This window comes from Pectobacterium colocasium, assembly GCF_020181655.1.
Lineage (GTDB): Bacteria > Pseudomonadota > Gammaproteobacteria > Enterobacterales > Enterobacteriaceae > Pectobacterium > Pectobacterium colocasium.
Window position 1 is genome coordinate 4,592,174 of sequence record NZ_CP084032.1, and the last position, 22,432, is coordinate 4,614,605.

The 22,432-nt window shown below is 51.4% G+C and carries 15 protein-coding genes, 4 tRNA genes and 3 rRNA genes; 4 read left to right on the forward strand and 18 right to left on the reverse strand.

The genetic code is table 11. From position 1 onward, the window contains the following. Positions 1 to 18 precede the first annotated feature (18 nt). Together ilvG and ilvL are read right to left on the reverse strand one after the other, a co-directional pair. Positions 19 to 1,665, reverse strand: a complete 1,647-nt coding sequence (gene ilvG / locus LCF41_RS20725; RefSeq protein ID WP_225086141.1) for an acetolactate synthase 2 catalytic subunit — start codon at positions 1,663 to 1,665, stop codon at positions 19 to 21. 140 nt (positions 1,666 to 1,805) lie between these two features. Next, the gene (gene ilvL, locus LCF41_RS20730) at positions 1,806 to 1,904 is read right to left on the reverse strand and encodes an ilv operon leader peptide (protein WP_071531109.1); all 99 of its coding nucleotides are present in this window, start codon (positions 1,902 to 1,904) and stop codon (positions 1,806 to 1,808) included. 216 nt (positions 1,905 to 2,120) lie between these two features. Here ilvL and LCF41_RS20735 point away from each other — a divergent pair, with 216 nt between their 5' ends. Both LCF41_RS20735 and LCF41_RS20740 read left to right on the forward strand, forming a co-directional pair. Beyond that, a complete protein-coding gene (locus LCF41_RS20735; RefSeq protein WP_225086142.1) occupies positions 2,121 to 2,345 on the forward strand; it encodes a hypothetical protein in 225 nt (74 codons plus the stop codon). Next, complete coding sequence (locus LCF41_RS20740) at positions 2,312 to 3,838, forward strand: YifB family Mg chelatase-like AAA ATPase (protein ID WP_225086143.1); 1,527 nt, start codon at positions 2,312 to 2,314, stop codon at positions 3,836 to 3,838. Before LCF41_RS20735 ends, LCF41_RS20740 begins: the two co-directional genes overlap by 34 nt. A gap of 57 nt (positions 3,839 to 3,895) precedes the next feature. Here the strand turns inward: LCF41_RS20740 and LCF41_RS20745 are convergent, their stop codons facing one another. Continuing rightward, on the reverse strand, positions 3,896 to 4,234 hold the full coding sequence (locus tag LCF41_RS20745) for a MaoP family protein (RefSeq protein WP_102119500.1): 339 nt from the start codon (positions 4,232 to 4,234) through the stop codon (positions 3,896 to 3,898). 120 nt (positions 4,235 to 4,354) lie between these two features. Between LCF41_RS20745 and hdfR the strand changes: the two genes are divergently transcribed. Next, positions 4,355 to 5,182: an HTH-type transcriptional regulator HdfR gene (gene hdfR, locus LCF41_RS20750; protein ID WP_225086144.1), complete on the forward strand. Its 828-nt coding sequence runs from the start codon at positions 4,355 to 4,357 to the stop codon at positions 5,180 to 5,182. 16 nt (positions 5,183 to 5,198) lie between these two features. Here the strand turns inward: hdfR and yjfF are convergent, their stop codons facing one another. From yjfF to pepQ, 15 genes are all read right to left on the reverse strand, one after another. Next, complete coding sequence (gene yjfF / locus LCF41_RS20755; RefSeq protein ID WP_225086145.1) at positions 5,199 to 6,161, reverse strand: galactofuranose ABC transporter, permease protein YjfF; 963 nt, start codon at positions 6,159 to 6,161, stop codon at positions 5,199 to 5,201. Then, complete coding sequence (gene ytfT / locus LCF41_RS20760) at positions 6,161 to 7,171, reverse strand: galactofuranose ABC transporter, ATP-binding protein YtfT (protein ID WP_225086146.1); 1,011 nt, start codon at positions 7,169 to 7,171, stop codon at positions 6,161 to 6,163. The genes yjfF and ytfT overlap by 1 nt, the downstream gene beginning before the upstream one ends. Beyond that, a complete protein-coding gene (gene ytfR, locus LCF41_RS20765) occupies positions 7,158 to 8,678 on the reverse strand; it encodes a galactofuranose ABC transporter, ATP-binding protein YtfR (protein ID WP_225086147.1) in 1,521 nt (506 codons plus the stop codon). Before ytfR ends, ytfT begins: the two co-directional genes overlap by 14 nt. A 190-nt stretch (positions 8,679 to 8,868) precedes the next feature. Continuing rightward, positions 8,869 to 9,825, reverse strand: a complete 957-nt coding sequence (gene ytfQ, locus LCF41_RS20770) for a galactofuranose ABC transporter, galactofuranose-binding protein YtfQ (RefSeq protein WP_010283932.1) — start codon at positions 9,823 to 9,825, stop codon at positions 8,869 to 8,871. 440 nt (positions 9,826 to 10,265) lie between these two features. Next, positions 10,266 to 10,341: transfer RNA gene (locus tag LCF41_RS20775), tRNA-Trp, on the reverse strand. A gap of 8 nt (positions 10,342 to 10,349) precedes the next feature. After that, positions 10,350 to 10,426 (reverse strand) — tRNA-Asp (locus tag LCF41_RS20780). A gap of 52 nt (positions 10,427 to 10,478) precedes the next feature. Then, positions 10,479 to 10,594 (reverse strand): 5S ribosomal RNA (gene rrf, locus LCF41_RS20785). A gap of 135 nt (positions 10,595 to 10,729) precedes the next feature. Then, a 23S ribosomal RNA gene (locus tag LCF41_RS20790) occupies positions 10,730 to 13,635 on the reverse strand. A 209-nt stretch (positions 13,636 to 13,844) separates the two neighbouring features. Then, positions 13,845 to 13,920, reverse strand: a tRNA-Ala gene (locus tag LCF41_RS20795). A gap of 42 nt (positions 13,921 to 13,962) precedes the next feature. Then, positions 13,963 to 14,039 (reverse strand) — tRNA-Ile (locus LCF41_RS20800). A gap of 73 nt (positions 14,040 to 14,112) precedes the next feature. Continuing rightward, positions 14,113 to 15,654: ribosomal RNA gene (locus tag LCF41_RS20805) — 16S ribosomal RNA — on the reverse strand. The 16S, 23S and 5S rRNA genes sit together here with 4 tRNA genes alongside, the layout of an rRNA operon. A gap of 393 nt (positions 15,655 to 16,047) precedes the next feature. Continuing rightward, on the reverse strand, positions 16,048 to 16,587 hold the full coding sequence (gene hemG, locus LCF41_RS20810; RefSeq protein WP_225086148.1) for a menaquinone-dependent protoporphyrinogen IX dehydrogenase: 540 nt from the start codon (positions 16,585 to 16,587) through the stop codon (positions 16,048 to 16,050). A 21-nt stretch (positions 16,588 to 16,608) separates the two neighbouring features. Further along, positions 16,609 to 18,060: a Trk system potassium transporter TrkH gene (gene trkH / locus LCF41_RS20815; protein ID WP_225086149.1), complete on the reverse strand. Its 1,452-nt coding sequence runs from the start codon at positions 18,058 to 18,060 to the stop codon at positions 16,609 to 16,611. 43 nt (positions 18,061 to 18,103) lie between these two features. Then, complete coding sequence (locus LCF41_RS20820) at positions 18,104 to 18,715, reverse strand: IMPACT family protein (protein WP_225086150.1); 612 nt, start codon at positions 18,713 to 18,715, stop codon at positions 18,104 to 18,106. Further along, positions 18,715 to 20,046 carry a Xaa-Pro dipeptidase gene (gene pepQ / locus LCF41_RS20825; RefSeq protein ID WP_225086151.1) on the reverse strand — a complete coding sequence of 444 codons (1,332 nt, stop codon included), beginning with the start codon at positions 20,044 to 20,046 and terminating at the stop codon, positions 18,715 to 18,717. Before pepQ ends, LCF41_RS20820 begins: the two co-directional genes overlap by 1 nt. 185 nt (positions 20,047 to 20,231) lie before the next feature. On the opposite strand from pepQ, the gene fadB reads away from it, so the two are divergent. Continuing rightward, positions 20,232 to 22,421: a fatty acid oxidation complex subunit alpha FadB gene (fadB, locus tag LCF41_RS20830; RefSeq protein WP_225086152.1), complete on the forward strand. Its 2,190-nt coding sequence runs from the start codon at positions 20,232 to 20,234 to the stop codon at positions 22,419 to 22,421. Positions 22,422 to 22,432: the final 11 nt, after the last annotated feature.

Below are 22,432 nucleotides of genomic sequence, written 5' to 3' on the forward strand. Positions count from 1 at the left end.
CTATTCGTTCTATCGAGCCTATTCGGGTTTATCGAGCATCGTTTCGTTACCCGCACCCGGCGGAACCAACGGCCAGACGTTTTCGTATTCATCGATCGAGACGTGCAGTAAATAGGGTCCTTCGCTGTTAAATAGGGCATCCAGCGCGACATCAATTTGATCTTTACGGGTGATGCGCTGGCCGGGGATATCAAACGCGCTTGCCAGCGTCAGGAAATCAGGGTTATCGGAGAGGTCAGTTTCACTATAGCGTTCATCAAAGAATAACTGCTGCCACTGACGTACCATGCCCAACCGTTGGTTATCCAGCAGCACGATTTTCAACGGCAGCCGTTTTCGTTTGATGGTGCCCAGTTCCTGAACGTTCATCATGAAAGAACCGTCGCCGGAAATGCAGATAACCATGTCATCTGGGCGCGCAACCTGCGCACCGACCGCCGCTGGTACACCGAATCCCATGGTGCCGAGGCCGCTGGAAGTGATGAAATTCTCAGGGCGGCTGAACGTCATATGCTGCGCAGCCCACATCTGGTGCTGGCCCACATCAGTCGTCACTACCGTGTCCGCATCCATTCGTTCAGAGATCGTTTTCAGCAGCGCAGGCGCATAAATCGCCTGACCGGGATGATCATAACGCCACGGGTATTCCGCTTTCATCATGGTCGCCTGCTGGCGCCATGCATTGACGTTCAGCGGTTGTTGCAGTGCCGGTAATATCGTCTTCAGATCGCCTTGTAATGCCACATTGGCATGGCGCAATTTGCTCAACTCCGCTGGGTCGATATCCATGTGGATCACGCTGGCGTGAGGTGCGAAGGCATTCAGTTTGCCTGTCACACGGTCATCAAAACGTGCTCCGACGGCGATTAACATATCGCATTCCTGCACAATCAGGTTCGCCGCTTTCGTGCCGTGCATACCAATCATACCGAGGTAATAGGGGTGATTGGCATCCACGACACCCAAACCTTTCAGCGTCGAAACGGAAGGGATATCTGCCACACTCAGGAATTCACGCAGTGCCGGAACCGCATTCGCCATACCGACCCCACCGCCAACATACAAGACCGGTTTTTGTGCTTTCGCCAACAGGGCTCGTGCCTGCGCGATATCTTGCTCGGGGAACTCAACATCATTAGCAACGGGCGCAAAATTCGGCGTGAAATCGCCCATAGCCAGTTGAATATCTTTAGGAATATCGACCAGAACAGGGCCAGGACGGCCGCTATTAGCAATCGCGAACGCTTCTGCCATCACTTCCGGCAGTGATTCGAGAGACTCGACCAGAAAACTGTGTTTCGTACAGGCCAGCGACAGCCCCAACACATCGATTTCCTGGAACGCATCGGTTCCAATCAGCGCCGACCCGACCTGTCCGGTGATCGCCACTACAGGTACAGAATCCAGCAGCGCATCGGCCAAACCGGTGATCAGGTTCGTCGCGCCAGGGCCAGAGGTCGCAATGCAGACGCCCACGTTACCCGTGGATCGGGCATAGCCAATTGCCGCCATCGCCGCGCCTTGCTCATGGCGACACAGCAGGTGTTTAACGCCGCCGTCATAAAGTGCATCATAGACGGGCATTATCGCGCCACCGGGATATCCAAAAACGGTGTCCACTCCCTGTGCTCGCAACGCTTGTACAACCCACTGTGCTCCATTCATAGTTATTTCCCCGACATCTTATGGGAATAACAGAATTTTATGCTGATGTTCATTTTCTGTTCCTTTCCGTTATAGATTGCGCCCAACAAAAAACCCCCGACCTTTCGGTGCGGGGGTTTTCTTGAATTAGGCCTTGATTTCTAAGCCATTCTTCGTCCAAGTGCAGCCCCGCACGGTGGGATAATAATCACCACCACGCTAATCACGACTAGGCTAATCACTAGGGATAGGGCTTTCATAATAGGTTGTTCATTAATCTTTTGTCGAACGAATGCCTACAGAGTTATCACAGTCAGACATGGCGTGACAACCATTTTTTTTCATCGCTCTTGGTAAGAAGAACCTATGATATAGGAAAAAATACAACGTAATCATAAGGTAGACGCGCATCAAATTATTTTCGCTCATTGGCGTAAAAATGAACATTTTACGAGAAAGATGGCAAATGAATACCAATGCTACCGGTCGTCGGATCACGTAAAGCGATCGGTTCCCCCTCCATCATTGCGATGCATCGCGCACAAATTTTCTCGATTGCTGAAACAGAGCAATATTTTATGACGCCGTCGCGCAAGATGGTGATGACGGACTCTACTTCCTCTCCCCTACCGGACATGATGCAAACCATCAGCAAAGGGGAAATAGCATGTCATTGGCAGTTACCTACACTCGGGCAATGATTGGCGTAGAAGCGCCGGATGTTTACATCGAAGTGCATATCAGCAGCGGGCTACCGGCCCTAACATTGGTTGGCTTACCAGAAACTACCGTCAAAGAAGCGCGCGATCGCGTGCGCAGCGCACTCATCAACTGTGGGTTTACCTTTCCAGCCAAGCGCATCACGGTCAACCTCGCCCCCGCAGATCTACCGAAAGAAGGGGGACGCTACGACCTGCCGATTGCTCTGGCGATTCTGGCCGCATCAGAACAAATCGATGGGGAAAAGCTAAGCCGCTACGAGTTTCTGGGCGAACTTGGCCTGTCTGGCACCTTACGTGGCGTCAATGGCGCGATTCCCGCCGCGCTGGAAGCCATAAAATCAGGTCGCCAGCTTATCCTGCCAGATGACAACAAACGGGAGATGACGCTAATACCGCAGGGGGAGGCACTCATGGCTGGGCACTTGTTGGAAGTATGTGCTTTTCTCAGCGGAGAAGAGGAATTGCTCAAGTGCTCCGACATCTTATCGGCTCCGCAGTCAGAAGAAGATGCGCTCGATCTGAAGGATATCATCGGTCAGGAGCAGGCTAAACGTGCGTTGGAAATTGCGGCGGCTGGCGGCCACAATCTGCTATTGCTGGGGCCACCGGGAACAGGGAAAACGATGCTGGCGAGTCGGCTAGGCAATCTAATGCCGCCATTAAGCGACGAAGAAGCACTGGAAAGCGCCGCCATCAATAGCCTCATTAACATCGATGCCACCATGACGCGCTGGCGAGCCAGGCCATTCAGAGCCCCTCACCATAGTTCCTCCATGGCTGCGCTCGTGGGAGGAGGATCGCTACCTAAACCGGGGGAAATCTCACTCGCCCACAACGGCGTGCTGTTTCTGGATGAATTACCGGAGTTTGAGCGACGCGTTTTAGACTCACTACGAGAGCCTTTGGAGTCCGGTGAAATTATCATTTCCCGCACACGCGCCAAAGTGTGCTACCCGGCACGCGTACAGCTCGTCGCCGCAATGAATCCCAGTCCGTCGGGCCACTATCAGGGCATTCATAACCGATTACCAGCACAACAAATACTGCGCTACCTCAGCAAACTGTCCGGTCCCTTTTTGGATCGTTTTGACCTTTCTATCGAGGTTCCTTTGCTACCACCAGGGGTTTTATCTCAGCAACATTATCAGGGGGAAAGTAGCGCGACGATTCGTGAACGCGTGCTGATCGCACGGCAGATACAGCTGAAGCGATCAAATAAAATCAACGCCCTGCTCACGTCACGCGAAATAGAAAAACACTGTGAATTGGAGATGGCTGATGCCGCCTATCTGGAAGAGGTGATGAACAAACTTGGCTTATCCGTACGCGCCTGGCACCGGATATTAAAAGTTGCACGCACGATCGCTGACCTCGGCGGTCGGGACAACATCGAGAGAAAACATCTTGCCGAAGCGCTGAGTTATCGCAGTATGGATCGATTGCTCATCCGGCTCCACAAGAGCCTTGAATAGCGGGAGCGCTGGATGTGCTCACCACAAAAGGAAATGGGGCTAATGCCCCATTCTTAATTAATCATCGCTTTCCGTGTATTCTTCCACCGCATCCATCTGCGGTTTACCACCAGACAAGGTATGGAAGCGTTTAGGACGACGGATACGATCCAGATATTTGGACCAGATTTTTTCCAGTTCCGTTTCCGCCTTACGTTCACCGCGGCACATTGCGACAAACGATGTCTCTTCCTCAGTCACCGGTTCACGTTTACCCAAATCCAGCTCGTTAAACGCGTAACCGTGGCGTTCCAACAATTGTGCTTCTTTAATCGTAAAGTCGCCGTGTCGGGAAAAACCACGCGGATAGAACTTGTTATCAAAAAAACGATGAGTGGTAGAGAAGCTTTCTGCCATCTTACACGCTCCTAATTCTTCTATGGTCGTGTTGTTTATGGCGCGGAGTATTAGATAGGCTTGACATTGTGTAAAACAAAACATTTAAATCATTACGACAAAATTTTTTTGGAGATGGGCGTGGATACCGAATTACTAAAAACCTTTCTGGAAGTCAGCAGGACAAGACACTTTGGCCGTGCCGCCGAATCCCTGTATCTGACGCAATCAGCGGTGAGTTTTCGGATTCGCCAGCTAGAGACACAGCTTGGTGCCAACCTATTCACACGCCACCGGAACAATATACGCCTGACACCAGCAGGCGAGCGGCTTCTGCCCTATGCCGAAAGCCTTATCGGTACCTGGCAGATCGCTAAAAAAGAGGTCGCACGCTCGCAACAGCACAGCCTGCTTTCAGTGGGAGCCACCGCTTCGCTGTGGGAAGCCTATCTGACGCCCTGGTTACAATCGTTGTACCAGCAGCGCCCATTGCTCCAGCTAGAGGCACGCATTGCCTTACGTCATTCGCTGGTAAAACAACTCCATGAGCGTCAATTGGATCTGTTAATTACCACCGAACAACCCAAAATGGAGGAGTTGGCGAGCCAGCTGCTAGGAAACTTTTCCCTTTCGCTGTTCGCGGCAGAAGCACACCCGCCTGGACAGGAATTGCCCTATATAAAATTAGAGTGGGGCGCCGACTTCCATCAGCAAGAACATCGCCTCTTAGCCAGCGATCAGCTTCCTGTTTTGACCACCACATCAGCCCACTTGACCCGCCAGCTGCTTGAAACCACCGGCGGTTGCGCGTTCTTACCTAGCCACTGGCTACAAACCTATTCCAATCTGCGGATCGTCGGCGACAGTCAACCTGTCGTGCGCCCGTTTTATGCCGTTTGGTTACAAAACAGCGACCAGCAGACGATGATTCGTCAGTTGCTGAAAACGCCGATTTTAATGAATACCTGATCCATCCAGCTCCGACTTAAGCACGTCTGGCTAACCAGAATGTGCTTAACGCTTTCTGTAACCCAATGAAAGCAAACAGCAGGAAACCAATGACGATCTTTGTCCACCATGAGCTAAAGGTGCCATCAAACGTGATATACGTTTGAATCAAGCCCTGAATCAGTACGCCAAACAGGGTTCCCAATACGGTTCCAACACCACCGGTCAATAGCGTACCGCCGATGACAACGGCCGCGATGGCGTCCAATTCCACGCCGCTTGCCGCCAGAGCATAGCCCGCCGAGGTATAGAGCGAAAACACAATGCCTGACAGTACCGCTAACGTACTGGAAAGCATGTATATCTGAATCGTCGTCCGCCTGACAGGCACCCCCATCAGCTCCGCAGAATAGCTATTACCGCCAATCGCATAAACACGGTTACCAAAGCGGGTACGATGCGCCATCACAATCCCCAGCAGCACGACAACCAGCATAATCAGCGCCAGAAAGGTAAAGCGTCCTCCATCAGGCATGCGCCATGCTAAACCTGCCAGTTGGCTATAGATCGGATGATCGATGGGTATCGACTCCTGTGAGACGATGAAGCTCATCCCTCGAACAAAAAACATCCCCGCCAGCGTGATAATAAATGCGGGCAATTTGAGCGTATCGATAATCCATCCCATTAACCCGCCAAACATGGCACCCATCACCAGCGCAATTGCGAATGCAAAGAAAGGATCGATGCCATATGTCCCGATCAATTTGGCCAATAGCACACCGGTAAACGCAATGACTGACCCCACGGAGAGATCGATCCCGCCAGATAGAATGACAAACGTCATCCCAACCGCCACGACCCCCAGAAACGCATTATCCGTCAGTAAATCAAAAAAAACGCGCGTCGAAGCAAAGCCTGGAAACTGGCTAAGACAGAATAAATAACCCGCAATAAATACCAGAATAGTCATCAACAGGGGGAAGTGGCGTTTCAACATTATGTTTTCCTCCTGAACAGATGATGCAGCGAAATACGCGGAGATTGCATAACCAAAACCAACAGAACTACGAGTGCCTTTAGAACCAGATTGAATTCCGGTCGATAGCCCGAAAGCAGGATGCCAGTATTCATACTCTGAATAATCAATGCACCAACAACAGAGAGCAGCAAATTAAAACGACCGCCGAGTAGCGAGCCTCCACCGATCACAACGGCCAGAATCGCGTCTAATTCCAGCCAGAGCCCTGCGTTATTCGCGTCCGCACCGCGGATATCCGCCGTTACAATAACGCCCGCTACGGCGGCACACACGCCGCATATGACATAAGCCACGATTAATACCAGCTTCGTACTCACACCGGCGTTACGAGCTGAGCGTAGGTTAATCCCGACAGATTCGATAAATAACCCAAGCGCCGTTTTACGCGTCAGCCCCCACAGCGCCAACAACACCACGCAGGCAATAATCACCGGCATAGGCAGATAGAACAGAGCCCCGTTGCCCAACTTAGCCAACCCAGCGTTATCAAAGGTAATAATCTGGCCTTCAGTAATCAGTTGAGCAATGCCGCGCCCGGCAACCATTAGCATTAACGTCGCAACAATCGGCTGAATCTGTAGCACCGCAACCAGAAAACCGTTCCACAACCCGCACAGTGCGCCAACCAATAACGCAGTCAGCAGCACAGAAGGGAGTGGATAACCAGCCGCAGTCAACGTTGCGGCCGTTGCTCCCGCAATCGCCATGACGGCGCCAACCGATAAGTCGATACCGCCAGTAGCAATCACCAACGTCATGCCTAATGCCAGCAATGCAACAGGTGCCCCGCGATTAAGAATGTCGACAAGGCTACCGAACAAGCGCCCGTCCTGAATGTGAAGGGAGAAGAAGTTTGGCGCGACCATGCTGTCAATCAACAGAATCACGACCAGTGCCAGAAGCTGCGGCACGCCCTTGGTAAACGTTAAGCGCACTTTCTTGGCAGGTTTGATGTTATTGTCTGTCATCCACCGCCCCCGTTTGTACCGCGATTGCCTGCATCACTGCGGCAACCGAGATCTCACTATGTTCGAGATGCGCAACGTGCTGTCTGTCACGTAGCACAATGATGCGATCGGCATAACCGGTCAGCTCTTCCAGTTCAGAAGAGATCACAAGTAACGCCATCCCCTGTTCACACAGTTTTTCAATTAGGCGAATGATTTCAGCGTGCGCGCCAACATCGATTCCTCGCGTTGGCTCATCCAGAATCAAGAAGCGCGGCTCGGTTGCCAGCCAGCGCGATAGCAGGACTTTTTGCTGATTCCCCCCCGATAGATATTGAATTTCCTGCTCTGGACTGGGCGTGCGAATCCCTAACAGGCTGATAAACTTTTCAGCAATACGGGTTTGCTCACGTAAGGAAATGGGTTTCAGCCAGCCCCGCTGCGCCTGAAGCGCCAGAATGATGTTCTCTCGCACCGTTGCCGCGCCGACAATTCCGTCAGTCTTGCGATCCTCAGGGCAATAGCCAAAACCCAGCTTTCCTGCTGCACGCGGCGTGCGAATGCTGACTGGTTTGCCATCAACCCAGGCTTCTCCGGCATCAGGCACGTTAATACCAAATATCAGCTGCGCGGTTTCTGTCCGACCGGAACCCAGTAGACCAGCAAGGCCAACGATTTCTCCTGGACCCACGGAAAGTTCGAAGTCATTAATCGAACCACGTCGACCATAGTGTTTAAAGTGCACAATGGGATCCCCGGCGACGTCACTGTGTTCACCCCGTTTCAATAACGTTTCATCAAAACTGTGCCCCAGCATCATTTGGACTAATTCAATACGCGGTAATTCCTCGACCGGCAATGTCCCCACCAATCGTCCATTACGCAAAACTGTAATTCTGTCGCTAATACGATAAACCTGATCCAGAAAATGCGTGACGAATATCATGCCAATTCCGCGGTCGCGCAATTTCCGCAATATATCCAGCAGCATCTCAACTTCTTTTGCATCAAGACTGGCGGTGGGTTCATCAAGAATTAAAACTTTAGCAGAGAGATCGATAGCTCTGGCAATGGCGACAATTTGCTGCACTGCGATGGAGTAATTGCCAAGCGGATGGCTAACATCAATCGCCAACCCATAATTCAATAATATCGCTTCGGCCTGGCGCAGAATTTTATGTTGATCAACGATGCCCCAACGTGTGGGTTCACGACCAATAAATAAATTTGCCGCAACGGACAGATTCGGTAATAGATTAACCTCCTGATATACCGTACCAATTCCCAATGACTGAGCATGGGCAGTATTTACAGGATTAATCGCTATACCATCGAGGATAATTTCACCCGTTGAGCGATGGTAAACGCCGGTCAACGCCTTAATTAACGTTGACTTTCCTGCACCATTCTCCCCTAATAGCGCCACTATTTCGCCGCGATTAAGCGTGAAGTCCACTTGATCTAATGCTTTTACCCCCGGAAACTCAACGCTCATACCCCGAATATCTAACAACCGTGTCGTTTCCATCAGCATCACCTATGCGACAACTTAACAAGGCTACATCACACCTGAGCAATATTATGGTAAGTAGGCTGACAATATTCACTGCCCCGTGATGAAACGGTGCAGAAAACATCGCAAGCCCACTTTCCCATATTCATATTTCTGCCAGGTATTTAGCAAAATTTATATCAATGATAAATCCACAATATAAATATCAATAACCAAGGTCTTTCTTGGTTTCATATTCCTGTTTTGCCGTGTCAGGTAGTAATAAACGTGATTCGGTTTGAATGAATTTTTCAGGCTGTTTCCCATCCTTCTTCATCGCTAATAAAGCATCAAAAGCAGGTCCAGCCATATTGGGTGTTAATTCAACGGTGGCATTAGCTTCGCCATTCATCATAGCTTTGAAAATATCAGGGACACCATCAATGGAGACAACTTTTATTTGTGAACCAGGTTTCAGACCTGCTTCTTTAATTGCCTGAATAGCACCTATTGCCATGTCATCATTATGTGCATAAACCGCACAGATATTTTTTCCGTTCTGCTCAGCTTTAATAAAGCTTTCCATGACTTCTTTACCCTTGCTGCGAGTAAAGTCTCCCGACTGTGAACGAATAATTTTTATCTGTGGATCTGAAGCTATACCGTCAGCAAACCCTTTCTTACGGTTTATCGCAACGCTAGCCCCAACAGTTCCCTGCAACTCAACAACATTACAAGGTTTGCCAGCGGCTTCTTTCACAAGCCACTCCCCTGCCACTTTTCCTTCATAGACGCTATCAGAGGCGATAGCAGCGGTGTACAACGATGGATCGCTAACCTCAATCGTTCTATCAAGCAGGAACACTGGGATTTTTGCTTCTTTAGCTTCCTGTAAGACTGGCGCCCAACCGGTCGCAACGACTGGCGCAATAAATATGGCATCTACGCCCTGAGCGATGAATGACCGCACAGCCTTAATCTGGTTCTCCTGCTTCTGCTGAGCATCCGCTATTTTTAACGTTATTCCACGCTTCTCGGCTTCCTGCTTTGACACTTTGGTTTCTGCAGAGCGCCATCCTGATTCTGAACCAATCTGGGAAAACCCAACAGTTAAGGGTTTTGCCTGTACGGCACCACATAACGCCGTGCTTACAGCAACAGCTACCAGTAAACGTCTGTACATACTTAAACTCCTTCTGTGTAGTCTTACAGCTACTTAGTCAGGTTTCAGGTACAGCATAGCGCTACGAATTTCTGCTATAGCGCTACCGATGTGGTGTTGGCAGATATCACTAACAAGTGAATGCAACCTGAAGGATCGCTACGGAAAACGATTCCCCTTCACTCAGGTTGTAGATAGTTTTAGTTCAAATATCGAACAAGGTGGATGAGCAAGTTCACAACCTGGTATTACGGTGATTTTGTGCATATTTACAGCTAAATCGACACGTTCTGGCAGAGGGACATCAGAAAATTTTATCTATTAAATAACAAAATGTTAGATTAATTCGGCCTCTAAAGAAGGGAAATAACGGGGAAACGAAGAAGAGGGATGTGAGGCAGGATCGAGCATAAAATACAGATCAAAAAAAACCCTTCACGATAATGTGAAGGGTTTTTATTTGGCAGGGGCGGAGAGACTCGAACTCCCAACACCCGGTTTTGGAGACCGGTGCTCTACCAATTGAACTACGCCCCTAAATAGGGTGGCGGAACGGACGGGGCTCGAACCCGCGACCCCCTGCGTGACAGGCAGGTATTCTAACCAACTGAACTACCGCTCCACCGAATTCCTTTACAACCACCAGATTACTCCGGCTTACTGCTTAATTTGATGCCTGGCAGTTCCCTACTCTCACATGGGGAAGCCCCACACTACCATCGGCGCTACGGCGTTTCACTTCTGAGTTCGGCATGGGGTCAGGTGGGACCACCGCGCTATCGCCGCCAGGCAAATTCTGTTTCATTCCAACCGTCGCACTTCAGTCGCTTTCGCTTCTCTCTGCACAACCATCAGAACCAATCTTCGAACAAGCTGAGTATTGTTTTTTATGAGTCATCATCACTCAAAACACCTTCGGTGTTGTAAGGTTAAGCCTCTCGGGTCATTAGTACTGGTCAGCTCAACGTATCGCTACGCTTACACACCCAGCCTATCTACGTCGTCGTCTTCAACGGCCCTTCAGGGGTATCAAGTACCCAGGGAAGACTCATCTCGAGGCAAGTTTCCCGCTTAGATGCTTTCAGCGGTTATCTCTTCCGCACTTAGCTACCGGGCAATGCAATTGGCATCACAACCCGTACACCAGTGGTGCGTTCACTCCGGTCCTCTCGTACTAGGAGCAACCCCTCTCAATCTTCCAGCGCCCACGGCAGATAGGGACCGAACTGTCTCACGACGTTCTAAACCCAGCTCGCGTACCACTTTAAATGGCGAACAGCCATACCCTTGGGACCTACTTCAGCCCCAGGATGTGATGAGCCGACATCGAGGTGCCAAACACCGCCGTCGATATGAACTCTTGGGCGGTATCAGCCTGTTATCCCCGGAGTACCTTTTATCCGTTGAGCGATGGCCCTTCCATTCAGAACCACCGGATCACTAAGACCTGCTTTCGCACCTGCTCGAGCTGTCACTCTCGCAGTCAAGCTAGCTTATGCCTTTGCACTAACCTCCTGATGTCCGACCAGGATTAGCTAACCTTCGTGCTCCTCCGTTACGCTTTGGGAGGAGACCGCCCCAGTCAAACTACCCACCAGACACTGTCCGCAACCCGGTTTACGGGCCCACGTTAGAACATCAAACATTAAAGGGTGGTATTTCAAGGTCGGCTCCATGCAGACTGGCGTCCACACTTCAAAGCCTCCCACCTATCCTACACATCAAGGCTCAAGGTTCAGTGTCAAGCTATAGTAAAGGTTCACGGGGTCTTTCCGTCTTGCCGCGGGTACACTGCATCTTCACAGCGAGTTCAATTTCACTGAGTCTCGGGTGGAGACAGCCTGGCCATCATTACGCCATTCGTGCAGGTCGGAACTTACCCGACAAGGAATTTCGCTACCTTAGGACCGTTATAGTTACGGCCGCCGTTTACCGGGGCTTCGATCAAGAGCTTCTCCTTACGGATAACCCCATCAATTAACCTTCCGGCACCGGGCAGGCGTCACACCGTATACGTCCACTTTCGTGTTTGCACAGTGCTGTGTTTTTATTAAACAGTTGCAGCCAGCTGGTATCTTCGACTGGTCTCAGCTCCATCCGCAAGGGACTTCACCTTACACCAGCGTGCCTTCTCCCGAAGTTACGGCACCATTTTGCCTAGTTCCTTCACCCGAGTTCTCTCAAGCGCCTGAGTATTCTCTACCTGACCACCTGTGTCGGTTTGGGGTACGATTCGGTGTTACCTGGAGCTTAGAGGCTTTTCCTGGAAGCGTAGCATCAGTTACTTCATCACCGTAGTGACTCGTCATCACGCCTCAGTGTTAACGATGACCCGGATTTACCAAAGTCACCCACCTTCACGCTTAAACCGGGACAACCGTCGCCCGGATAACCTAGCTTTCTCCGTCCCCCCTTCGCAGTAACACCCAGTACAGGAATATTAACCTGTTTCCCATCGACTACGCTTTTCAGCCTCGCCTTAGGGGTCGACTCACCCTGCCCCGATTAACGTTGGACAGGAACCCTTGGTCTTCCGGCGTGCGGGTTTTTCACCCGCATTATCGTTACTTATGTCAGCATTCGCACTTCTGATACCTCCAGCAACCCTCACAGGCCACCTTCGCAGGCTTACAGAACGCTCCCCTACCCAACAACACCTGAGTGTCGCTGCCGCAGCTTCGGTGCATGGTTTAGCCCCGTTACATCTTCCGCGCAGGCCGACTCGACCAGTGAGCTATTACGCTTTCTTTAAATGATGGCTGCTTCTAAGCCAACATCCTGGCTGTCTGTGCCTTCCCACATCGTTTCCCACTTAACCATGACTTTGGGACCTTAGCTGGCGGTCTGGGTTGTTTCCCTCTTCACGACGAACGTTAGCACCCGCCGTGTGTCTCCCGTGATAACATTCTTCGGTATTCGCAGTTTGCATCGGGTTGGTAAGTCGGGATGACCCCCTAGCCGAAACAGTGCTCTACCCCCGAAGATGAATTCACGAGGCGCTACCTAAATAGCTTTCGGGGAGAACCAGCTATCTCCCGGTTTGATTGGCCTTTCACCCCCAGCCACAAGTCATCCGCTAATTTTTCAACATTAGTCGGTTCGGTCCTCCAGTTAGTGTTACCCAACCTTCAACCTGCCCATGGCTAGAATCACCGGGTTTCGGGTCTATACCCTGCAACTTAACGCCCAGTTAAGACTCGGTTTCCCTGCGGCTCCCCTAAACGGTTAACCTTGCTACAGAATATAAGTCGCTGACCCATTATACAAAGGTACGCAGTCACCTAACAAGTAGGCTCCCACTGCTTGTACGTACACGGTTTCAGGTTCTATTTCACTCCCCTCGCCGGGGTTCTTTTCGCCTTTCCCTCACGGTACTGGTTCACTATCGGTCAGTCAGGAGTATTTAGCCTTGGAGGATGGTCCCCCATATTCAGACAGGATGTCACGTGTCCCGCCCTACTCATCGAACTCACAATCTGTGCATTTTTGTGTACGGGACTATCACCCTTTACTGTGCGACTTTCCAGACGCTTCCACTAACACACAAACTGATTCAGGTTCTGGGCTCTTCCCCGTTCGCTCGCCGCTACTGGGGGAATCTCGGTTGATTTCTTTTCCTCGGGGTACTGAGATGTTTCAGTTCCCCCGGTTCGCCTCATTAACCTATGGATTCAGTTAATGATAGTGTGTCGAAACACACTGGGTTTCCCCATTCGGGTATCGTCGGGTATAACGCTTCATATCAGCTTACCGACGCTTATCGCAGATTAGCACGCCCTTCATCGCCTCTGACTGCCTAGGCATCCACCGTGTACGCTTAGTCGCTTAACCTCACAACCCGAAGGTGTCTTTGATAAATCAAAGTCATCATCGTGCTGTGATTATTTGAGAGACTCATTGACAGACTGATGCACCATTTACACCCGAAGGCATCAATGTATGTTCAGCTGTCATGTTTCAATTTTCAGCTTGTTCCAGATTGTTAAAGAGCAAAATACTTCGCAGCATACTGTTTCCAATACGCTCTGAAGTCTTTTTAATGGTGGAGCTATGCGGGATCGAACCGCAGACCTCCTGCGTGCAAAGCAGGCGCTCTCCCAGCTGAGCTATAGCCCCATCGTTGCTTACAGATACCTTACATACCACTCACGGAAGAGTTGGTAGGCCTGAGTGGACTTGAACCACCGACCTCACCCTTATCAGGGGTGCGCTCTAACCACCTGAGCTACAAGCCTATTAAGGTATTTCTGCTCGTTATTTTCATCAGACAATCTGTGTGAGCACTTCACTCAACCCACATCTTCTTGGTAAGGAGGTGATCCAACCGCAGGTTCCCCTACGGTTACCTTGTTACGACTTCACCCCAGTCATGAATCACAAAGTGGTAAGCGCCCTCCCGAAGGTTAAGCTACCTACTTCTTTTGCAACCCACTCCCATGGTGTGACGGGCGGTGTGTACAAGGCCCGGGAACGTATTCACCGTAGCATTCTGATCTACGATTACTAGCGATTCCGACTTCATGGAGTCGAGTTGCAGACTCCAATCCGGACTACGACGTACTTTATGAGGTCCGCTTGCTCTCGCGAGGTCGCTTCTCTTTGTATACGCCATTGTAGCACGTGTGTAGCCCTACTCGTAAGGGCCATGATGACTTGACGTCATCCCCACCTTCCTCCAGTTTATCACTGGCAGTCTCCTTTGAGTTCCCGGCCTAACCGCTGGCAACAAAGGATAAGGGTTGCGCTCGTTGCGGGACTTAACCCAACATTTCACAACACGAGCTGACGACAGCCATGCAGCACCTGTCTCAGAGTTCCCGAAGGCACTAAGCTATCTCTAGCAAATTCTCTGGATGTCAAGAGTAGGTAAGGTTCTTCGCGTTGCATCGAATTAAACCACATGCTCCACCGCTTGTGCGGGCCCCCGTCAATTCATTTGAGTTTTAACCTTGCGGCCGTACTCCCCAGGCGGTCGATTTAACGCGTTAGCTCCGGAAGCCACGCCTCAAGGGCACAACCTCCAAATCGACATCGTTTACAGCGTGGACTACCAGGGTATCTAATCCTGTTTGCTCCCCACGCTTTCGCACCTGAGCGTCAGTCTTTGTCCAGGGGGCCGCCTTCGCCACCGGTATTCCTCCAGATCTCTACGCATTTCACCGCTACACCTGGAATTCTACCCCCCTCTACAAGACTCTAGCTTGCCAGTTTCAAATGCAGTTCCCAAGTTAAGCTCGGGGATTTCACATCTGACTTAACAAACCGCCTGCGTGCGCTTTACGCCCAGTCATTCCGATTAACGCTTGCACCCTCCGTATTACCGCGGCTGCTGGCACGGAGTTAGCCGGTGCTTCTTCTGCGGGTAACGTCAATCGATGAGAGTATTAATCTCACCGCCTTCCTCCCCGCTGAAAGTGCTTTACAACCCGAAGGCCTTCTTCACACACGCGGCATGGCTGCATCAGGCTTGCGCCCATTGTGCAATATTCCCCACTGCTGCCTCCCGTAGGAGTCTGGACCGTGTCTCAGTTCCAGTGTGGCTGGTCATCCTCTCAGACCAGCTAGGGATCGTCGCCTAGGTGAGCCATTACCTCACCTACTAGCTAATCCCATCTGGGCACATCTGATGGCGCGAGGCCCGAAAGTCCCCCGCTTTGGTCCGAAGACGTTATGCGGTATTAGCTACCGTTTCCAGTAGTTATCCCCCTCCATCAGGCAGTTTCCCAGACATTACTCACCCGTCCGCCGCTCGTCACCCAAGGAGCAAGCTCCTCTGTGCTACCGCCCGACTTGCATGTGTTAGGCCTGCCGCCAGCGTTCAATCTGAGCCATGATCAAACTCTTCAATTTAAGATTTGTTTGATTTGCTGAACTCGTCAGCGATGCTCAAAGAATTAGTCACTGTTTATTCGTAATGAATTTACTGTTGTTCACTCTTCAAGACTTTTTATATCGTTAAGATACGGTCTTGTGAGTGCCCACACAGATTGTCTGATTAAATTGTTAAAGAGCAGTGCCACAATCTCTCGTGGCGCGGGTCGCATATACTATGCTAATCCGCTTTAAAGTCAAGTCATTACTGACCGCCTTCGTTGAATCTTTTTTGCTGTTACCGCAACTGCGTGTCGCTGTTGCCGTGTCAGTGGAGGCGCATTATAGGGACTTCTCACCGCCTGACAAGCGCTAAATGCAAAAAAATTATCGAGTGGGGATTTTTTCAGCAAAGCGCATTAAAAGACGCCGTTATGCCGGATTTTTCGCCGCTAATTGGGAGAAATCCTGAGCGAAACGGGCAACCTGCTGCCAGTCCGTATATTCAATCTCTTTTGTGCTATCCGTTTCGCCTCCCGTTATACGCATAATCAATTGAATCATTACCCGGTCGAACCAACGATAACGCGGATAACGCAGAGCTCCCGCGAACACACAGCACAAATCTGGCTGCCATGGCGAAGTCAGCAGGAATTTACGCGTGTAAGCGTTGGTTTGTATTGTGCGCTTTTCTGGCTTACGAGCGGTAAGGTTCACGGAGAAGAATGCGCTGGGCAGCTGTTGCAAAGAAACCAGGTGTTTATGGATAAATTGATTTACCGCAGGATGAAAGCGCCCGTATCGAATCGATGCCCCAATCGCAACCCGATCATATTGGCTCAGATCGATATCATTCGCATTGAGTACGTTAACAACATCACACTCCAGGGTGCCTTTCAGCGTATTCGCAACATAGGAGGCAATGGCTCTTGTTTGCCCATCCCGACTCGAAAACACGATCAAAGCTTTCATTGTTCTTTATCCTTATAGGGACTATTCGCGCCAGAAGGTTGGCGTAAACAGGACTAAAAGCGTGAACACTTCCAAACGACCAAACAGCATTGTCATTATCAGAATCCATTTCGCCGTATCATTCATCGACGTAAAATTCTCGGCAACGACGCCTAGGCCCGGCCCCAGGTTATTCAATGTGGCTGCGACCGCGGCAAACGCGGAGAAATCATCAACGCCTGTCGCAATGACGGCCAGCATGCTGACAATAAAAACCAACGCATATGCGGAAAAGAATCCCCACACAGCTTCAAGGATACGTTCTGGCAGCGCCCGATGACCCAGCTTAATGGTGTAAACCGCATTCGGATGCACCAAACGCTTAAGCTCACGCGATCCTTGTAAGAAAAGCAGCAGGATACGAATCACTTTCAGCCCGCCCCCAGTTGAGCCCGCACACCCGCCAATAAACGCGGAACACAGTAGCAAAACCGGCAGGAAAAGCGGCCACGATGCAATACTATCCGTCGTAAACCCTGCCGTTGTCGCCATGGAAACGACCTGGAAAAACGCCTGATTGATCGTCTGCATCCCGCTGTCATAAACGTGGTGGAACCACAGGACTATCGTACACACCGCCACCAGCGACAGTTGAACAAAAATGAACATGCGGAATTCTGGGTCACGCCAGTATACCTTCAGGCTGCGGCCGCTCAGCAGGGCAAAGTGCAAACCAAAGTTACAGCCGGAAATCAGCAGGAATATTGCGATGATGGTATTGATCGTCGGGCTGTTGAAGTAGCCAATACTGGCATCGTGAGTCGAGAACCCACCGACAGACACCGTAGAGAAACTGTGTCCAATCGCATCAAATACCGGCATACCAGCCAGCCAAAGCGCGACAGCGCAAGCGATGGTCAGTAAGAGGTAAATCAGCCACAGCGTTTTTGCCGTATCGGCAATACGCGGGCGCATCTTGTTTTCCTTCAACGGCCCCGGCATCTCCGCGCGATAGAGCTGCATCCCACCAACACCAAGAATCGGCAGGATGGCAACGGCGAGCACGATGATCCCCATCCCACCAAACCATTGCAGCATTTGCCGATAAAACAGGATAGCTTTAGGCAGTGAATCCAGCCCGACTAACGTGGTTGCCCCTGTCGTCGTTAACCCAGAGAACGATTCGAAGAAAGCATCCGTCACGCCCAAATTAGGATGTTCAGCGAACAGGAAAGGCAGTGCCCCAACGCTTCCCAGTACCGTCCAGAAGAGAACAACGATCAGGAACCCTTCACGCGATTTCAATTCATGTTTCTGTTTACGGTTTGGTAGCCACAGCATGATGCCAATCGCCAGCGCGACAATAAATGTCTGCGTAAACGCCCGGCCTGCGCCATCACGATAAATTAACGCCACCAGTCCGGGAATAACCATCGTCCCGGAAAAGAGGATAACCAACTGCCCGACAATACGGGTTATGGCGCGCAAGTGCATCGCAGGGAATTCCTTAATGATTCATAAAAAAGCGCTGGGATTATTATGGAATCGGCAATAAATGCAACGCGCCGCGGCTTAAATCACGCAATTTCAGTGCCGCTTCCTCAGTTCCCCTGACGGGGATAGAGAACCGCAATACGACGTCCACGCCATACTCACTATGCAGAACCTTTCCGCCAAGCTGGAAGATCAGGGATTCTACCTGAGGCAACAGTGCATAGTCACATTGTAAGCCATACTCTTGTTGCAATACTTTCTCTTGCAGAGATAGCAGCTTCAGCGCTTGCTGAACGCCGCCACCATAGGCCTTCACCAACCCACCTGTGCCCAGCGGGATTCCACCATAGTAGCGCACCACCACGGCCGTAATCTCACCGACACCGCTACCCATCAGTTGCGACAGCATCGGCTTACCTGCCGTGCCTGAAGGCTCGCCATCGTCAGAAAAACCCAGTTGCTGCGAATCATCGGGGGCGCCTGCAACAAACGCCCAGCAGTGGTGACCCGCCGAGGCGTGTTCTTCCCTAACGTGCTGGATGAACGCTTTCGCTGCGTCGATTCCCGGCGTTGCCGCCAGGATCGTCGTAAATCGGCTCTTCTTGATTTCCTCGCTGAAGCTCACTGACGCAGCAGGGATTGGATACGCTTGCATCAGGCCAGATTCAAGTCGCGCGTCATGTTCTCCACGCGCCCGTCATGAATGACAATATTGTCTTCGATGCGAATACCGCCAAACGGTTTCAACGCATCGATTTTTTGCCAGTCAATGTGCTGGCGCAATTCGCCCTCACGCCACGGCGCGAGCAAGGATTCAATGAAATAGATACCCGGTTCAATCGTCATGACCATGCCAGGTTCAAGCACGCGGGTACAACGCAGGTAAGGATACTGCGACGGCGCCGCCAGATGCGTGCCGCGATCGTCTTGCATAAACCCAGCGACATCATGCACCTGCAACCCCAGCGGATGACCAAGACCGTGCGGCAGGAAAGGCGACGTGAGTCCCTGCGCCACCATCGCCTCTTCGCTGATGCCCTGCACCAGCTGATGTGATTTCAGCAGCTTCGCAATCCGCTGATGCATCTGAATATGGTAATCGGTATAACGCACGCCCGCCTGAACGGTATCAATCAATGCAAGCATTTCCTGATTGAGATCTTTAATCAGCAGGGCAAACGCACCATCGCTCTGCGCAGAATAGGTTCGCGTCAGATCGGCGGCATACCCGTTATATTCGGCACCTGCATCAATCAGGAAGCTGCGGACATCGGCAGGCACCTGATGATCTAACTGGGTATAGTGCAACACCGCGGCATGCTCATTGAGCGCAATGATATTGCCGTAAGGGACATCAATATCCCGATGACCGGTGGCCGTCAGATACGCCAGGTTAATATCAAATTCGCTCATACCGGACAGGAACGCTTCATGCGCCGCCCGATGACCGATAACCGCCGTCTTCTGCGCTTCGCGCATGCAGGCCAGCTCGTAGTCGGTTTTATAAGCGCGGTGATAGTGCAGATAATCCAGCACGCCCTGAGGATTAATATTGTCCGCGCGAATCCCCAAATCCTGTGCACGTTGCGGCGCATAACCGATATAGGCAACACGCTCGCGCTGCGACGGCAGGCATTGCCCAATATCATCAGCATTGCGTAGTACGGCAATATCAATCTCTTCTGTCCAAAAACTCTCAGGAACCGGCGCGACGTTATGCCAGTAATCCACCGGTGAATAGAACCACAGCTTCGGCGGATTAACACCATCAACCCACAGCCAACAGTTCGGCACCTGCGTGACGGGCACCCAGGCTTTAAACTGTGGGTTAACCTTGAAAGGATAGTCGTGATCGTCCAGAAAAACGGTCAACAGCTCACCAGAGTGAATCAGTAATGCGTCAAGCTGATGGCGCGCTAAAACTGCCTGAGCACGCGCTTGCAGCGTAGCCAGATGGTGATGATATAAAGAAGCCAGCTTTTCCATGAGTATCCTTGTACGTCACGACATGATCCCTCCATTTTAACACAGGCATCCCTCAAGGGCAGCGTCCGGTGCTTTGTGATCGATTCGGCAAAAAATTAATCTCTCGTTTGCAAAAAATTAACATTAAAACCACAATTCGATTATCTGGTCATACCAGATCACTTAAACAAACAGCGGAGATAAACATGCTTTATCAAGGTGAATCCCTCTACCTTAACTGGCTTGAGGACGGCATTGCCGAGCTGGTATTTTCTGCCCCTGGCTCCGTAAACAAGCTAGATACCCGCACGGTGGCCAGCCTGGGTAAAGCGCTGGACGTTCTGGCGGAACAGCCGAATCTGAAGGGCTTACTGCTGCGTTCTGACAAACCGGCATTTATTGTCGGTGCCGATATCACAGAATTCCTTTCTCTTTTTGCCGCACCGGCTGAAAAACTGCATGAATGGCTGGTCTTTGCCAACCGCATTTTTAGCCGCCTTGAAGATTTACCCGTTCCCACGCTATCCGCAATTAATAGCTATGCGCTGGGAGGGGGTTGTGAATGTGTGCTGGCAACCGACTTTCGTTTGGCGACGACGGATGCCCGTATCGGGCTACCAGAGACTAAGCTTGGGATCATGCCGGGCTTTGGCGGCACAGTCAGGCTGCCGCGCCTGCTGGGTACGGACAGCGCACTGGAAATTATCGCCGCAGGTAAAGATATTAGCGCAGCCGATGCCTTAAAAGTGGGGCTGGTGCAGGCCGTTGTGACCAATGACAAGCTGGTTCCCGCCGCCATCAAGATGTTGAAACAGGCGATTGACGGCTCGCTGGACTGGCAGGCTTATCGACGCCCAAAACTTGAACCACTGAAGCTCAATAAGATTGAAGCCATGATGAGCTTTACCACCGCCAAAGCGATGGTGCTACAAACCGCAGGGAAACACTATCCAGCACCGATGTTAGCGGTAAAAACCATCGAAGCCGCCGCGACCATGACGCGTGATGACGCATTGCAGCTCGAAACACAGCACTTCGTTCAACTGGCGCGCTCAAATGAAGCGCGTGCACTCGTCGGCATTTTCCTCAACGATCAGTATGTTAAAGGCAAAGCGAAGAAGCTGATTGGCGAGACATCCGTACCGCAACAGGCCGCCGTACTGGGTGCAGGCATTATGGGCGGCGGCATTGCCTATCAATCTGCGTTCAAAGGCGTGCCAATTCGGATGAAAGATATCAACGAGAAGCCGCTTGCGCTGGGGATGAATGAAGCAGCCAAGCTCCTGAATAAACAGATGGAGCGCGGCAAGCTGGACGGGATGAAAATGGCAACGATTCTGGCCAGCATTCAGCCAACACTAGATTACGCTGGCTTCGAGCGCGCCGACATCGTGGTTGAGGCCGTGGTTGAGAATCCGAAAATCAAAGCCAGCGTACTTGCGGAAACCGAGTCGCACGTTAGCGAGAATACGATTCTGGCTTCAAATACCTCAACTATCCCGATTGCTTTACTGGCTGCATCGCTAAAGCGGCCACAAAACTTCTGCGGGATGCACTTCTTCAACCCGGTACACCGCATGCCGCTGGTTGAAATTATTCGCGGACCTAAAACCAGCGACAGCACTATCGCCAGCGTGGTGGCTTACGCCAGTAAGATGGGTAAAACGCCGATTGTCGTGAACGACTGCCCTGGGTTCTTCGTGAATCGCGTACTGTTCCCCTATTTTGCTGCGTTCAGCCTGCTGCTCAGAGATGGTGCTGATTTCCGCGAGATCGATAACGTCATGGAGAAAAAATTCGGTTGGCCGATGGGCCCGGCTTATCTGCTGGATGTAGTCGGCATTGACACCGCTCACCATGCTCAGGCCGTCATGGCCGCTGGCTTTCCACAGCGTATGGCGAAAGATTACCGTGATGCGATTGATGTGCTGTTTGAGCATCAGCGCTTTGGGCAGAAAAACGGTCAGGGCTTCTACCGTTATCAAACCGATAGCAAAGGCAAGCCGCGTAAAGAGCAGGATGAAGCCGTAAACACGCTCCTTAAAGACATTAGCCAACCGACAAAAGCGTTCAGTGCAGAAGAGATTATCGCTCGTATGATGATCCCGATGATTAATGAAGTCGCACGCTGTCTGGAGGAAGGCATCGTCGCCAGCCCGGCCGAAGCGGACATGGCGCTGGTATACGGGCTGGGCTTCCCTCCCTTCCACGGCGGCGCCTGCCGCTATCTGGACACATTGGGCAGCGAACGTTATGTCGAGATGGCGCAGCAGTTGGCGCACCTCGGCGCAATCTATCAGGTGCCAGACGGCTTGCAGCAAAAAGCCAGAAGCAATGAAAGCTATTACCCATCGGTCGCGCCACACGCGGACGTTTCCCACGGTCAACCGGCATGAGGACAGGAAAT